The following is a 15279-nucleotide window of genomic DNA, read 5'->3' as shown; positions in this document are numbered from 1 at the left end:
GCCCGGAAAGAAAATTCCTGCGTCAAAGTAGGAATGTACTGATTCTATCATAAAATTTTTCTCTCTGCAACCAACTTAGGTCTTGCATACAACACGCAAAACGGTTACAATAGGGTTGGGACGAAATTCCGGCAACCTGCATCAAGCGATTTCACAGTGAAAGTGTTTTTTGTGTAGGTTTCATTGGTTTCAACGTCCCCGCCCAGGGCGGCGCAGTGCAGGGCCCGCCCCGGTCAAACCATCCACCCATGATAAGAAGGAGCGAATTATGAGCAAAAACGTGATCGTCGGCCAGTCCGGCGGCCCCACCGCCGTCATCAATTCCAGCCTTGCCGGTGTCTACAAGACGGCCCGCAGCCTGGGCGCCGACAAAATCTACGGCATGAAGTACGGCATCGAGGGCCTGCTGAAAGAGGAAATCGTGGACCTGGACATTGTTCTGGGGGACCGGATGAGCATTGAGCTGCTCAAGCGGACCCCGTCCAGCTTCCTGGGCAGCTGCCGCTACAAGCTGCCCGACCCCGATGTAGACAGTGTGCCCTTTGTGCAGCTGTTCACCCTCTTTGAGAAATTTGACATCTGCGCCGTTTTTTACATCGGCGGCAACGACTCGATGGACACCATCGCCAAGCTCAGCCGCTACGGCCAGCGGGTGGGCAGCCCTGTGCGGTTCATCGGCGTGCCCAAAACCATTGACAACGACCTGTGCCTGACCGATCACACCCCCGGCTACGGCTCCGCCGCCAAGTACATCGCCACCATTCTGAAGGAAGTCATCCGGGACTCCTCGGTGTACGATATCCGCAGCGTCACGGTGGCCGAGATCATGGGCCGCCATGCCGGCTGGCTGGCCGGTGCGGCCTGCCTGGCCGCCGGCGAGGACTGCGAAGGTCCCGACCTGATCCTGCTGCCCGAGGTTCCCTTTGACCAGGAGAAGTTCCTGGCCCGGGTGGACGAGCTGCAGAGCCGGAAATCCAACGTCATCATCGCCGCCAGCGAGGGCGTCCGCACCGCCGACGGCACCTATCTGTGCGATCTGGTCTCCACTGCGGGCCAGCTGGACGCCTTCGGCCACAAGGCCATTCTGAGCGGCACCAGCCGTTACCTGTCCGAGCTGATCCACACCCATCTGGGCTGCAAGAGCCGGGCCATTGAGTTCTCGACCCTGCAGCGCTGCGCCAGCCATCTGGCCAGCCGCACCGACGTCACCGAGGCCTATGCCGTGGGCGGCGCCGCTGCCGCCGCTGCCTTTGCGGGCGAGAGCGGCCGGATGATCGCTCTCAAGCGGATGAGCGGTTATCCCTACCAGTGCGTCACCGAGTCGGTGGACGTGCAGCAGGTGGCCAACCTGGAAAAGAAGGTCCCCCTGGACTGGATCGCCCCCGACGGCATGCACGTGACCGAGAGCTTTGAGGAGTACGCCCGTCCCCTGATTCTGGACGAGCTGACCCCCATCTATGTGAACGGCACTCCCCGCCACGTCCACCTGTAAATTTTTCCGCTGTTTTCCGCCGCCCCGGATGGCCGGCCCCCACGTTCTTCCCTGCCAGGGTTTCCCCTGTGCAGTCAAGATAGAGCCAACACAAGACGTACTGTAAAGGAGAAAAAGATCATGGGTAAAAACGCAATCGTCGGCCAGTCCGGCGGTCCCACGTCCGTCATCAACGCGAGTTTGGCCGGTGTCTTTGAGAGCTGCAAAAACCGCGGCGCGGAAATCGTCTATGGAATGTGCAACGGTGTGGCCGGCCTGCTGGAGGAGCGGGTGGTGGACCTGAGCACCATCCTGAAGGATGATCTGGACATCGAACTGCTCAAGCGGACTCCGTCCAGCTTCCTGGGCAGCTGCCGCTACAAGCTGCCCGACTGGCACGCCGACGAGGCCGTCTACAAAAAGCTGTTCGACATCCTGGAAAAGCTGGATATCGGCTATTTCTTCTACATCGGCGGCAACGACTCGATGGACACCATCGGCAAGCTGGCTGACTACGGCGCACGGACCGGCAGCGACATCCGGTTTATGGGCGTGCCCAAGACCATCGACAACGACCTGATGGTCACCGACCACACCCCCGGCTACGGCTCCGCCGCCAAGTACATCGGCGTGGTGATGAAGGAAATCATCCGGGACGCCACCGTCTACGGCACCAAGTACGTGACCATCGTGGAAATCATGGGCCGCAACGCCGGCTGGCTGACCGCTGCCGCCGCCCTGGCCAAGGGCGACGACTGCGAGGGCGTGGACATGATCTGCCTGCCCGAAGTGCCCTTCCACGTGGACCGGTTCATTGAGAAGGTCCGGGCCATGCAGGAGAAGAAGCCCAGCATCGTCATCGCCGTCTCGGAAGGCGTCAAGCTGGAGGACGGCCGCTACGTCTGTGAGCTGGCCGACGACGTCCATGCGGTGGACGCCTTCGGTCACAAGGCCCTGACCGGCACCGCCCGGTTCCTGGCCAACACGGTGGCCCGTTCTCTGGACACCAAGACCCGCTGCATCGAGCTGTCCACCCTGCAGCGCTGCGCCGGCCATCTGACCAGCCGCACCGACATCACTGAGGCCTACCAGGTGGGCGGCGCTGCCGCCAAGGCCGCCTTTGAGGGCGTCACCGGCCAGATGGTGGCTCTGAAGCGGATTTCCAACAATCCCTACCAGTGCACCACCGAGCTGCACCCCATCAGCGAAGTGGCCAACCTGGAGAAGAAGGTCCCCCTCAGCTGGATGAACGAAAATCACACCCAGATGACCCATGAATTCCTGGAGTACGCACGTCCCCTGATCCAGGCCGAGCTGACCCCGCTGTACATTGCCGGCCTGCCCCACCACATCTACATGAAGTAACCCTTTACCCATGAACCAAAAAGCCCCGCGCAGCCTGAAAAGCTGCGCGGGGCTTTGATTGTTTATAGGGGTGTTCCCTGCCGCATCAGACGGTCATGGGGTGGCGGCCCACGGTGGGGGCGCCGCCGGCGATCTCCTCTGCGGTGAGGGGCTGGGCGGGGGCAGGATTTTCCAGGCGCTCCTTGGCCACCGCCAGCATCAGCTTGATGCGGTTTTCCTGGTTGACCTTGGTGGCGCTGGGGTCGTAGTCGATGGGGGTGATGTTGGCCACCGGGTACAGGGCCCGGATCTTGTTCACCATGCCCTTGCCCACAATGTGGTTGGGCAGGCAGCCGAAGGGCTGGGCGCAGACGATGTTGGGATAGCCGCCCTGGACCAGCTCGATCATCTCGGCGGTCAGCAGCCAGCCCTCGCCCATCTTGGCGCCCAGAGAGATGACGCCCTCGGGCTTCTCGATCAGCTCCTTGAAGGGGCCGGGGGCGTAGAAGCCGGCGGAAGACATGGCCTTCAGCATGGCACGCTCGATACCGTCCAGCCAGTCCAGCAGACGGTCGGTGGTGAACTTGGTGGCCAGCTTGCCGCCATAGAGGACGTGGTCCTCGCCCATGTTGAAGATGCAGTACTGACAGAAGCCCATCAGGCCCGGGAAGTTGACCTCGCAGCCCTCCGATTCCAGGAACTTCTGCAGGTCATTGTTGCCCAGGGGGCTGTATTTGACGTAGATCTCGCCCACGACGCCCACCTTGACCCGGGGCACCCGGGTCACCGGAATGGCGGCGAACTCCTTGGCGATCAGGGGGAAGGTGTGCTTCATTTCCCGGGCGGTATAGCTCTTGCCGGCCAGCAGGGCCCGGCCCAGACGGCCGATCCAGGTATCCACCAGACGGTCGGCCTGGCCCGGCACATTCTCATAGGGCGCTACCTGGTTGCGCAGGGCGCTCAGCATATCGCCATAGAACACACAGGCCACCGCCTGACGCAGCAGGGGCAGGTCCATCTGGAAGCCGCTGTCCTTCTCCAGGCCGGAGAAGTTCAGGCTGGCCACCGGGATCTGGGGATAACCCGCCTTGACCAGGGCCTTGCGCAGCAGGTGGATGTAGTTGGAGGCGCGGCAGCCGCCGCCGGTCTGGGTAATCAGCAGGGCGGTGTGGTCCAGGTCATACTTGCCGCTGTTCAGGGCGTCGATGAACTGGCCGATGACCAGCAGCGCCGGATAACAGGTGTCGTTGTGCACGTACTTCAGGCCCAGCTGCGCCACGGCGCTGCCGCAGTTGCCCAGAATCTCACACTTATAGCCCTCGTGCTCCAGCGCGTATTTCAGCAGCCGGAACTGGGTCACCGCCATATTGGGGATGAGGATGGTGTGGGTGGCCTTCATCTCCTTGGTGAATTTGGGATAATTGTATTCCACGGTTGCCTCCTATGTTCAGCGGTCCGCGGCGGGCTGTTCCGCCTTGGCCTCGGCCTTTTCCCGGGCCAGTTCATCCCGCTCGTCCAGAGCGGCAAACAGGCTCCGCAGCCGGATATTCACTGCGCCCAGGTTGGTGATCTCGTCGATCTTGAGCTGGGTGTACAGCTTGCCGCCCTCCTGCAGGATCTCACGGGTTTCGTCGGTGGTGATGGCGTCCACGCCGCAGCCGAAGGACACCAGCTGTACCAGGTCCATATCGGGCTGGGTGGTGCAGTACTTGGCGGCGGCGTACAGGCGGCTGTGGTAGGTCCACTGGTTCAGGACGCTGGTGGGGAACTTCTCCACCCGGTCCGAAATGCTGTCCTCGGTGACCACCGCCGCATTGTGGCGGACGATCAGACGGTCGATGCCATGGTTGACCTCGGGGTCCACATGGTAGGGACGGCCTGCCAGCACAATGATTCGCTTGCCCTGGCGGCGGGCCTCGTCGATGATCTGGCCGCCCTTGGCGCGAATCTTGGCCATGTGGGAGGCGTACTCGGCGTAGGCCGCATCGGCGGCCTGCTGGACCTCCCGCCGGGAGATGCCGCCGAAGTACTTGGGCAGGATCTCCCTGGCCATCTTATGCACAAAGTCCTTGGGACGATGAATGCCCACATAGTCGCAGATGAACTTCTTGCCCTCCAGCTCGGGGCAGTTGCCCAGCAGAACTTCGGGGTAATAGGCCACCACCGGGCAGTTGTAGTGGTTGTCGCCCAGGCCCTCGTCGATGTTGTAGGTCAGGCAGGGATAGAAGATGGCGTCCAGCTGCATGGCCGACAGGGCCTTGATATGGCCGTGGCTGAGCTTGGCCGGGAAGCAGGCGGTGTCGCTGGGGATGGTGGCCTGTCCGGCCAGATACAGGCCCCGGCTGGACACCGGGCTGACATGGACGGTGAAGCCCAGCCTGGTCCAGAAGGTGTGCCAGAAAGGCAGCAGCTCATAGAAGTTCAGGCACAGAGGAATGCCGATGGAACCCCGCTTGCCGGGCACCGGCTTATAGCCGGCCAGCAGTTCCTGCTTGTAGGCGTAGAGGTTGAGGGTGTTGTCCTCCCCTTTGCCGGTGACAGGCTTGTCGCAGCGGTTGCCCGAAATGTACTTGCGGCCGTCGGCGAAGGTATTGATGGTCAGCTGGCAGTTGTTGCCGCAGCCGCCGCACTTGACGTTGGCCACCTTCTGGGTGAAGTTTTCCAGTTCCTCCTGGCTCATCACCGAGGACTGGGCCCGGCCCGACTTGGCGGTGCGGCGCAGGCCGTAGAGGGCTGCGCCATAGGCGCCCATCAGGCCGGCGATGTCGGGACGGATGACCTCCACCCCCATCTCCTTCTCAAAGGCCCGCAGAACCGCCTCATTGTAGAAGGTGCCGCCCTGAACCACAATCTTGCGGCCCAGCTCCTCGGGGCTGGAAGCGCGGATGACCTTGTACAGGGCGTTCTTGACCACGCTGATGGACAGGCCGGCGCTGATGTTCTCGATGCTGGCGCCGTCCTTCTGGGCCTGCTTGACCGAGCTGTTCATGAACACGGTGCAGCGGCTGCCCAGGTCCACCGGGCGGTCTGCAAAGAGGCCCAGCGCGGCAAACTGCTTGACGTCATAACCCAGCGCCTGGGCGAAGGTCTGCAGGAAGCTGCCGCAGCCCGAAGAACAGGCCTCGTTCAGGAAGATATTGCTGATGGCGCCGTCCTCGATCTTGAAGCACTTCATGTCCTGGCCGCCGATGTCGATGATGAAATCCACGTCGGGCATAAAATACTTGGCGGCGGTGAAGTGGGCCACCGTCTCCACCAGGCCGTAGTCGCAGCGGAAAGCGTTCTTGACCAGGTCCTCGCCGTAGCCGGTGGTGGTGACGCTGCCCACCTGCAGGCCGGGGTGGGCGTGATAAATCTTGAGCAGCTGCTCCTGGATCAGGGGCAGCGGGTTGCCCAGGTTGGGCTGGTAGTTGGTGTACAGAATCCGGCTCTGCTCGTCCACCACCACCAGCTTGACGGTGGTGGAGCCCGAGTCGATGCCGATATGTACCCGGCCGCACTGGACCCCAAAGGGCACGCAGGGCACGCTGTGGGACATATGACGGGCGTGGAAAGCCTCATACTCCTCTTTGTTGGCAAAGAGGGGCGGCTCGCTGGCGTAGGTGGCGGTGGCCGCATAGCGGTCCAGCTCGTTGGCCACCTCCGACAGGTTGAACTCCTTGTCGGCGTACAGGGCTGCGCCCAGGGCCACATACAGCAGGCTGTTTTGGGGGCAGGTGCCGGTGACGCCCAGAGCCTCGTCAAAGCTGCTGCGCAGCACCGAGCTGAAGGTCAGAGGGCCGCCCAGGTACAGGATATTTCCCTGGATGGGCCGGCCCTGGGCCAGGCCCGCAATGGTCTGGCTGACCACGGCCTTATAAATGCTGGCGGCAATGTCCTCCGCCCGGGCGCCCTGGTTGATGAGGGGCTGGACGTCGCTCTTGGCAAAGACGCCGCACCGGGAGGCGATGGTATAGGTGCGCTGGGCCTTTTCGGCGGCCTGGTTCATCTCGTCGGCGCTCATCTTCAGCAGCGTCGCCATCTGGTCGATGAAGGCGCCGGTGCCGCCGGCACAGCTGCCGTTCATACGCACTTCGGTGCCGCCGGTGAGGAACAGAATCTTGGCGTCCTCGCCGCCCAGCTCGATCACGCAGTCGGTCTCAGGGACAAAGCGCTTGACCGCCACCCGGGTGGAAAACACCTCCTGCACAAAGGGCACGCCGCAGCTGTCGGCCAGGCCCATGCCCGCCGAGCCCGAAATGCTCAGCAGCGCCTTGGCGCCATGAAGCTGCTCTGCATCAATCCGGCGCAGAAGCTCCTGTGCTTTCTCCAGAATGTGGCTGTAATGACGTTCATACGTCGAATACAGCAAGTTTTCCTGTTCATCCAGCACGGCACACTTGATGGTCGTGCTGCCTATATCAAGACCAATTCTCAAGTTTTGATCCTCCTGCAATGGAATGCCCGGGAAAACGGGCCTTTCATTTTTTGTTTGACAGCTAACAGTATTGTTTGTTCACATACACTAATATTATATCGTATTTTCTCCTTGGATGCAATCAGCCACCTTGATTTTAAACGAAAAAAACAGTTTATCTATAGCGAAAAAGGAAACATTCTGTGAACGCCGCCCGTTTTGGCCCCTTCATTCGGACAAATGCAGACTTGTTTTCCCTATTTTTGCAAAATCCTCTTGCGCGCGGATGGTTTCCGCGGTATTCTTAAGATGTTGTGAAGATCTTTTCTTCTCCGTCGCAATCCGTCCCCTGACGACACATTTTGCCGCATTTTTAGCATTGCATCAGGGCGGGTGTCTCATTAAAATAGGATTAAAGCTTCGCCACGCCTGATCGTGCGGTAAATCCAAAATGGGTATTTGCAGGAGGAGAATATGAGCCATGAAACCATATACACCATTGACCAGGAAATTTTCTGCCATCGAGATGCTGCAGCAGCCTTATTTGCTGACCTATGCGCTGGATGAGTCGGACGGCGCCTGCCGGCTGACGGTGTCCCGCACCGGAGAAACAGCCTGCAGTGACAGTCTGGTCCTGGATGCGCCGCCCCAATGCTGCTATTCCATCTTGCAGTACCTGTACGAAAATTGTGTCCAGCCCGAAATCTGGCGGGATGTGGTGGCGGAGTGCTATCCCGCGGCTGTACAGTTTTGCAGAAAGGGCGGGGGACTTTGGTGAACGACGAATCTTCCAGAGGCTGTTTGCGGATTGCCATTGCCAGCTATGACGCACGGTTTTTCCGCATCTGCCAGAACTATATTTCCTGCCTGGACCGGGACGCATTTCGCTGCGACATCTATCAGTCGGGAAAAGAGCTGTTGGCCGCACTGGAGCGCGGTTTTCCCTACCGCGCGGTCCTGCTGGACAACGCTCTGTCCGACATGGATGCGCCTGCCTTCTGCAGCCAGCTGCAGCAGATGTCGCCCAACTGCCGGCCGTGGCTGTTGCTGGTTCCCGCCTGCGACGTGGATGAACTGTGCAGGTTCATCCGCGAGGAGGGCGGCCAGCAGCCGGAATCCGATACCGTCCACAAAATGAAGCTGTCCAGCCTGAACAGCCTGCTGTTTGATCTGCAGTCCATGCTTCAGTCGCAGGCCGCTCCCACCGACAGCGACGCCGCCCTGGTGCGTCTGCTGATCTGCTGGGGCGAAGCGCCGGGAGCGCTGGGCTCCCAGTATCTGCGGGAATGCATTGCTCAGGCATTGCGGTGTGACCCTCATTTTGCGATACGGAAGGATGTCCTGATGGTGGTCGGCGAGCGGCACAAGGTCTCGGTCACGGCGGTGGACAGCGGCATCCGCCGTCTGATTCGCTCCCTGAATGCGCTGAACAAACCCGCCTGGCAGTCGTTCAAGCGGCGGCACTGTTCTCCGCATCAGCACCTCACCACCGGTAAATTCATCTATGCAGTCAGGGATGAGCTGCTTATGCCGCCGCAGGACCCGGCGGAACAGCCCCTGTCGGAAGGAGATCTGCAGACCCATGAACGAGAGTTCCAGCCCGTATGAGCTAACGCCCGGCGCCCAAGAAGAGCTTTTGGAGCGCTTGCCTGTTCATGCCTTTGAGAGCGAGTGCCAGCGCTCGCTGGAAATGATCGAACTGTGCCAGCGGTACATGACGCATTTTGTCTCGGAGAAAGAGGACCCCGACTCCCACGAGATGCGCCAGACCTTGTCGGACCTTGCTGTCGCCACCGGCCGTCTGGACCGGAACCTGAGCAACATGCTGGCCCTGCTCCACTGCATGCAGCACGCCGAAAAGCCCTATTGGGAGCCGGTGGAACTGTGTTCTTTTGTCGCGGCCATCTGCTCGGAACAGGCTCAGATCCAGCAGGCCCTGGGCACCCGCCTGGTGCTGGACTGCGGCGGCCTGACCGAGCTCTACGTCCATGCAGACGTCCGATACCTGACCTGCATCTGCCTGCAGCTTCTCTCCAATGCCCTGCGGGCCTGTACCCCCGACGGCGGCACCATTACCCTGACCCTTCGTGACGACGGTTCGGGCGGCGCGGTGCTGTCCATCTCCGACACCGGCTGCGGTCTGCCCGACTGCAGTTTCCGCAGCCAGCAAAACAATCGCAGCCGCTTCCTGGGCACCACCAAGAGCGGCCTTTTGCTGTGTCAGGAATACTGCAAACTCACCGGCTGGACGCTGGAGCTGCGTCCCTGCGCCTCCGGCAGCGGCACCGAAGCCCTGCTGACCATCCCGCCGAAATCCGGCACCGACTCCTCCCCCATCCTCCGTTCTGTCAGCGAGGAGGACGCTCTGCACGCCCAGCGCCGCCTCTGGTTTGCCCTTGTTTTTGAGCTCAACTGCGTCCCCGGCATGGAGACCGTCAAGTTCGACCTCCCGGCAGAATTCACTTGACAACTCTCCCAAAAAGCGGTATAGTAGTGAAGTCGCAGAGTTCCGATTGATCGGGCTTCTGTTATGGGCCTATAGCTCAGTTGGGAGTGCATTCGATCCTTGAATCAGCCCCCTGCTCTGATGGCCTGTATCTCAAATTCTTGCCCATCTGTTGATGGGGGCTTTTTCATGGGCCTATAGCTCAGTCTGGGAGAGCATTTGAACTGTAAATGCTCCTCACCTTTTTGGGCCCGTATCTCATTTGGTACCCCATTCGATCAAAGTGTTAATTTTATGGGCCTATAGCTCAGCTGGGAGAGCGTTCGGTTCGCATCCGAGAGGTCATGGGTTCGAATCCCACTAGGTCCACCAAATTGCCGTAGCGTTTTTGGCGCTACGGCTTATTTTTTTGCAATTTCTTTAGACAAATTAGCCGCCATAGGTTATCGAAGCGTGTGCAATGGTTTTCGGCATAATGCTCAAAGATTGGCCGCTGATTTCATCCATTACGACGATGCTGGCATTCGAGCCGCTGGACACGTTTTTGGGTGCTTGTTTACGCTCCATTTGACCCTTTTTTGCATCCTCCGGAAACCACGCATGGGCCTTGAACTCCTCAAATTCATCCAGCGACACATTGAGGATGATCTCCACATCGTAATCCCGTCCGACTCGGATTTCTTTAATGAACTGATGCAGGATCGCCTGTCTTTGGCCGAAGTCGGCATCCTCATAAACGTTGGCCCAGGTGAACAGATCGTCACAAGTCTGTTTGGCTTTTTGGATGGATGTTTCTATTTCCTGCAGCTCAATCTTTGCCATCTTCAGAGCCTCGTGGGCCTGAGCAACGGCCGCTTTATTTTCAGCCACCAAATCGGCCAGCATATTCCGATCCAAAGCACTCTTGCCCTGGATGACCAGGATGGTTTCCTCTTTCAGAACATCCTGTTCCTGTCTGCGGGTCTGAAGATCGCGTTCCAGTTTTTCGACCTGCTTTCTGGCTTGATCCAGGTTCTCAGCCTGCATCTCTTCCAGAAGCTTCTGTTTGGAACACTCCCGAACCTCCGCAAATTTCATACGGACAACGCTTTCGACGATTCCGTCCAGCTTGGTAACTCCGTAGCCGGACTGACCATCACACTGGCCGGGATGCCGGACTTTGTAATGGCAGCTGTACCGGGCTCGTGTTTCGTGAACTTCCGATCCGTCTGCACGGGTCCGGGTACGTCCGCTGGATGTAAGCGTCAGTCGGTTACCGCAATGTGCACAGAAAACCTTTCCGCATAGAAGTGCCCGACTGCTGTGTTTGAGGGGTGTGCTCCCCTTTTCCCGTTTTCGAGCCTTACGCATTTCCTGCGCCCGCTCAAATAATTCCGGCTCAATGATTCGCAACTGCGGGCACTCAGTTTCAACTTTTCCGTTGATAAGATAACCGGTATAACTCTTATTCTTAATCATACGGACGATGCTGACATTGGGAATGTTCTTTCCGTCGCGGCCCATGATGTTGTGCTCACAGAGGTAGTTGCACAGGCGCTGTGCTCCATAGCCTTCATAAACGTATTTCTGGAAGATCAAGCGGACAACTGCCGCCTCCTGTTCGTCGATTTCCAAATCGCACACTTCCTGGTTACGTTTATTCACCCGGCCGTTTTTGACCCGGCGGTAGCCAAAAGCTACAATGCCGCCTGTGTAGTGTCCTTCTTCGGTCAGCTGTTCCATCCGAGTTCTGGTTCGAACGGAGGTTTTGATGCTCTCTCCCGATGCCTGCCAGTACCGGATGTAGTTCATCAGCTTGTCCACATGATTGTCAAATCGCTGCTGACCTTCCTGGGTACTCCAAACCTCGATCCCCTGCTTGACAAACCATTCCACCACAAAGGGAGTTTCGTCATCGCGGCGGCCAAGACGGTCGAACATGAACACCAGCAGAATATCGAATTCCCCAGCCATAGCTGCATTCTGGATTTGCTGGAGCTGATCACGCTGCTTGGCTGACTTTTTAAAGCCGGAGACACCTTTCTCGGAGAATTCCTTCACGATGTTCCAACCATGTTCCCTGGCGAAAGTCCTGCAGGCTTCCTTTTGCATCGGGATGTCGTCCTTCTCGACCTGTCCCAGTGTCGAAACGCGGTACAATGTATAGACTCGTTTTTTCATAGTTGTTTTCTCCTTTTCTAGGATGCAAAAACAACGATTATTCGTTTTTCAAGGTACAGGCCGGATGACTTTCACATCATCCTATCGTCATTTTAATGCATCATGGCCAATGGAGCAAGGATGTTGAATCAGGGGCCGAGTTTCGTACTGCTGCGCAGCGTGTCCTGAATGACTTGATGGATAGACTCCATCCCTTCGCCGCCCGATGCATATGTGATTCGCACAGTACAACCATTGACTTTAACAGTTTCTTGTTTGCCCAAATTGCTTTGCTCTTTCATCTGGCTTTTTCCTCCTCTCAGCTCATCCCCAGGCTGATCTTTATGGCCGTCTCGATCTGCTTCATCTCTTCTTCACTGGTCTGACCGGCGAACCGCTGTACGCGGCGCTTGTCGATAGTGAAGATTTGCTCCAGCTGTACGATAGATGGGACTTTCAGTCCTGGGTTGTGGTCCAGCAAGACGTGGGTGGGCAGATGACGCTTCTTGTCCACTCTGGATGTAAGGGTGGCAATAATGAGTGTGGGCGAATGTTTATTACCCGCGTCATTTTGCAACACCACTACCGGCCTCTCCCCGCCCTGCTCGGAGCCAACATTGGGGTCCATGTTGGCGTAGTAGATGTCACCCCGGCTGTATCGCCAGTTCTTGGGAATCATAGGCTATGCACCCCCTTGTGCTTCATTATGTAAGAAGCCGCCTGTTGGTTTGCAGGCGGCTTCTGTGCAAAAAGGGGGATGAAATGGCAGGTTAGAACTTCATAGGCAGCACCTTCTTCTTGCTGCTGCCGTTGTAGATGCAGAAGACCTGGTAGAGGTATTTCTTGTACCCGGCCATGTTGACGCCCATGGCCCGCCCCTCCCGGTAGATGGTCAGGGGATCGGTCTTGTGCAGTCGTGTGACCAGACGCCGGGGGTCATATTCATCGCGGTACAGCTCGATGAAGCGGGTTACGCTCTGGATCGTTTCTGCCCGCAGGGACTCGGGGTCCCCATCCCTCTTGCGCTTAGCCGATTTTTGCGACGGTCGGCGGAGCTCCCTTGCAAAAACCGGAGCGCGGCGCCAGCTTCGCCTCCCTGTTTCATCCACCGGATGCGGTCGGCTCAGCTGCCAGGCGGCCACAATCAGAGACAGAGCTTCCTTATAAAGGTCGGCTCCCACCCGTTTGAATTCTTCAAAGGTGGTGCCAATGCAGCCGATACGCAGCTTTCCACGCCGCTGGGTGTAGTCCAAATTCAAGCCAACCGATTCAGTGGCCTTGAGGAAGGCCATGCACTCCGGGTCGCCTCCGTAGATCTTTGCACGCATCTTATCGCCGGGTGTCAGCGGGGCGGATTCGCCGGCCTGCTGGGCAAAGAGCAGGGCTTCTTCGCTCTCGGTCATGCCTGTGTACACGATGCAGCGGACCATCAAATCCTTGCCGCCATTGAGCAACTTGAGGACTGCGATGGTGTGCTGGCCGTCGAACACATAGTAGCGGCCGCTGCGGTAGCTGACCTTGGGCGGGTTGAGCAGCCGGGGGTCAAACGCTGCTGCGATCTTGCGCACCCGGTGGATGTTCAGCTCCCGCTGGTAGCTGCCACGGGGGACTTCCAGAAACTTGCTGTTGATCATCATTTCCTGATAGGCGCTGGTATTGTTCATTCTCATGCAGTCCTCCTCATCTTTTGCAGGTACTGAATCCCCTTCTGTGTAAGGCTTCTGATGCCGTCCCGGCAGGCACTGCGTTGTTCCCTGTTGTTTTCCAGGCAGGTATCCCAGCGAAAAATCATGGTGTCCAGGGCGTCTTCCAATTCTGCGCAGATATCGTCTGCGTCGATTTCCCCGTTGGACTGCAGCATATTGTCTGAGATATCCTGAATGGCTTGTAAGGTTTCTGCGGCGCTGCGTTTGGGCTTCGGCTTTTCTTCGGCTTTTTCAGGTTCTTTAGCCTGCCGGAGCTGCTGAACCAGAGCGGGCCTTTCCTCCGGCGGGGCCTTGGCAACGGCTGCCACGGCCTTCTCTGTGGGCTTGATGCTGCCGGTCAGGATTTCCTGCTTGATACCGGGAGCAACTTCTTCTGCAGCATCTACACCTTGGGCAAATTTCCCGGCACGCTGTACATAACTGACGCTGATGTTGTTCTCACGAGCAATTTTCTCACGAGTACGTTCACCGCTGTAGCCGGATTCATTTTGAATCCGGCTACTTTTGTCCGCTAAAGTGAATCGGTTCCCATAAAAAGACTCCGTTCTCTTTTCCGCCTCATATCGTTCGCCTATGAGGTATTTGTACTGTTCTTGTGTCAGGTTTCGCCGCCCGAGCTGATTCTTGCAGATCCAAGCGATGGCTGCGTACCGGTCGGAAAACTGCTTCTCATAGGTGGTGAACTGGATTTCCGGGTACTTCTGAAGAATGTGGTAGCGGTTGTGACCATCCACGATCACGCCGTTCCAGACGATCAGCGGATTGATAACCACCCCGTCTGCCAGAATGTTTTCCTCCAGTTGTTTCATCTCTTCCTCACGAAGCGGCGGAATCTTGCTCGCGAACTCCGGGTCAATGGTGAGATGCTGCAACATAGGTTCTTACCTTTCGACGGATGGTGTCTCGGTGAGCCGCAGCAGGTTGGACGTAATAGTCGAAACCATAGCGGGTCTGGCAGTAAGTACAGACCTCCTTGGTCTGCTGGTGAATATCTGCCCGGCGCAGGAATGCCTTCCTGGCATCCTGGAAGGCGTGCAGGCAGACCGGGCACAGAGTCATAAGGGATGCGGTATTGGCATTGCGTGCGTAACTACGGCTCATAGGGTTTTCCTCCTTTGTGTTGAAAGATTTAGTATGTAAAAAGCCCACCGTCTTGGGTCTTGCGATCCTGGGCGGTGGGCTGAAATTGTTTTTGGGTTCCTCCCCCATTTGTCCTCGACATCCCGGGGAGGGTTGGGAACCTTCTGGCGGCGGATTTGCACCGCTCCATCGGCCTTTCGGCCGCCCCGCCTTCTTTATGGCCGGGCCGCGAGTTACGGAAGTATCATTGTCTGGAAGTACCAGGAGGCTGCTTATTCAATTTTCAAGGTCCGCCAGCTTTGGGCTTGTCCTCCCTTTTTGGGGGAGGTCCTTGCTGGTGGCTATAGTGTACCTGAAAATTGAACGCTCCAACAGGAGCTGGTAGTTCCGGTTTTTCGATTTTTACCGGTGCTGGTAGTTCCGGTTTATTACAGTGAAGTTCATTTAGGCAGGCTCCCCCAACAGTTCAAGCATCTTTTGGATATGCTGTTGCATTTCTTTTAATGCTCTACGCGTTTCCTGGAGTTGTTTCTGCATAGCCTGTTCTCTTTCTGATGCCGTAATCCCCAGAACGATATAGACCAATTAAGCAAAGTCAATAGCATAAGTGGCCAACAGGGTCAAGAGTAGATGGTTTTCACCACCGCTTCGCCGCTCTTGACCCTGTCAGCCACTTACGCTAAGCAGAAAACAAGGG

General features: G+C 58.0%; 13 protein-coding genes and 1 tRNA gene. 6 read left to right on the top strand and 8 right to left on the bottom strand.

Features of this window, described 5'->3' with window-relative positions; genetic code table 11:
* Window positions 1–268: 268 nt before the first annotated feature.
* Window positions 269–1492 (top strand): 6-phosphofructokinase, encoded by a 1224-nt coding sequence (locus B5G28_RS04930; protein ID WP_087246612.1) that lies wholly within the window; start codon window positions 269–271, stop codon window positions 1490–1492.
* 120 nt (window positions 1493–1612) lie between these two features.
* A complete protein-coding gene (locus tag B5G28_RS04925; RefSeq protein ID WP_087246611.1) occupies window positions 1613–2836 on the top strand; it encodes a 6-phosphofructokinase in 1224 nt (407 codons plus the stop codon).
* An 85-nt stretch (window positions 2837–2921) separates the two neighbouring features.
* On the opposite strand, the gene B5G28_RS15235 is transcribed toward B5G28_RS04925, so the two are convergent.
* Together B5G28_RS15235 and B5G28_RS04915 are read right to left on the bottom strand one after the other, a co-directional pair.
* On the bottom strand, window positions 2922–4247 hold the full coding sequence (locus B5G28_RS15235; protein ID WP_087246610.1) for a 2-hydroxyacyl-CoA dehydratase: 1326 nt from the start codon (window positions 4245–4247) through the stop codon (window positions 2922–2924).
* Window positions 4248–4262: 15 nt separating this feature from the next.
* Window positions 4263–7232: an acyl-CoA dehydratase activase gene (locus B5G28_RS04915; RefSeq protein ID WP_087246609.1), complete on the bottom strand. Its 2970-nt coding sequence runs from the start codon at window positions 7230–7232 to the stop codon at window positions 4263–4265.
* 460 nt (window positions 7233–7692) lie between these two features.
* Here B5G28_RS04915 and B5G28_RS04910 point away from each other — a divergent pair, with 460 nt between their 5' ends.
* From B5G28_RS04910 to B5G28_RS04895, 4 genes are all read left to right on the top strand, one after another.
* Window positions 7693–7989: a hypothetical protein gene (locus B5G28_RS04910; RefSeq protein WP_242956684.1), complete on the top strand. Its 297-nt coding sequence runs from the start codon at window positions 7693–7695 to the stop codon at window positions 7987–7989.
* The gene (locus B5G28_RS04905; protein WP_158099582.1) at window positions 7986–8819 is read left to right on the top strand and encodes a sporulation initiation factor Spo0A C-terminal domain-containing protein; all 834 of its coding nucleotides are present in this window, start codon (window positions 7986–7988) and stop codon (window positions 8817–8819) included. Before B5G28_RS04910 ends, B5G28_RS04905 begins: the two co-directional genes overlap by 4 nt.
* On the top strand, window positions 8794–9678 hold the full coding sequence (locus B5G28_RS04900) for a HAMP domain-containing sensor histidine kinase (RefSeq protein ID WP_158099581.1): 885 nt from the start codon (window positions 8794–8796) through the stop codon (window positions 9676–9678). Before B5G28_RS04905 ends, B5G28_RS04900 begins: the two co-directional genes overlap by 26 nt.
* A gap of 275 nt (window positions 9679–9953) precedes the next feature.
* Window positions 9954–10029 (top strand) — tRNA-Ala (locus tag B5G28_RS04895).
* 57 nt (window positions 10030–10086) lie between these two features.
* Here B5G28_RS04895 and B5G28_RS04890 read toward each other — a convergent pair.
* From B5G28_RS04890 to B5G28_RS04870, 6 genes are all read right to left on the bottom strand, one after another.
* Entirely contained in the window at window positions 10087–11817 is a 1731-nt protein-coding gene (locus B5G28_RS04890; RefSeq protein ID WP_087246605.1) for a recombinase family protein, read from the bottom strand.
* Between the two features lie 128 nt (window positions 11818–11945).
* A complete protein-coding gene (locus tag B5G28_RS14805) occupies window positions 11946–12098 on the bottom strand; it encodes a hypothetical protein (RefSeq protein ID WP_204228816.1) in 153 nt (50 codons plus the stop codon).
* 17 nt (window positions 12099–12115) lie between these two features.
* Window positions 12116–12475, bottom strand: coding sequence for a type II toxin-antitoxin system PemK/MazF family toxin (locus tag B5G28_RS04885; RefSeq protein ID WP_087246604.1), 360 nt, complete (start codon window positions 12473–12475; stop codon window positions 12116–12118).
* 91 nt (window positions 12476–12566) lie between these two features.
* On the bottom strand, window positions 12567–13466 hold the full coding sequence (locus tag B5G28_RS04880) for a DUF6551 family protein (protein WP_158099580.1): 900 nt from the start codon (window positions 13464–13466) through the stop codon (window positions 12567–12569).
* Window positions 13463–14377 carry a hypothetical protein gene (locus tag B5G28_RS04875; protein ID WP_087246602.1) on the bottom strand — a complete coding sequence of 305 codons (915 nt, stop codon included), beginning with the start codon at window positions 14375–14377 and terminating at the stop codon, window positions 13463–13465. The genes B5G28_RS04880 and B5G28_RS04875 overlap by 4 nt, the downstream gene beginning before the upstream one ends.
* Window positions 14355–14603 carry a hypothetical protein gene (locus B5G28_RS04870; RefSeq protein WP_087246601.1) on the bottom strand — a complete coding sequence of 83 codons (249 nt, stop codon included), beginning with the start codon at window positions 14601–14603 and terminating at the stop codon, window positions 14355–14357. The genes B5G28_RS04875 and B5G28_RS04870 overlap by 23 nt, the downstream gene beginning before the upstream one ends.
* Window positions 14604–15279: the final 676 nt, after the last annotated feature.

This window comes from Faecalibacterium sp. An77 (genome assembly GCF_002161315.1).
In the GTDB taxonomy this organism is placed as follows: domain Bacteria; phylum Bacillota; class Clostridia; order Oscillospirales; family Ruminococcaceae; genus Faecalibacterium.
The sequence above is the reverse complement of the archived record's forward strand: the minus strand, read 5'-3'. Positions and strand labels throughout refer to the sequence as shown.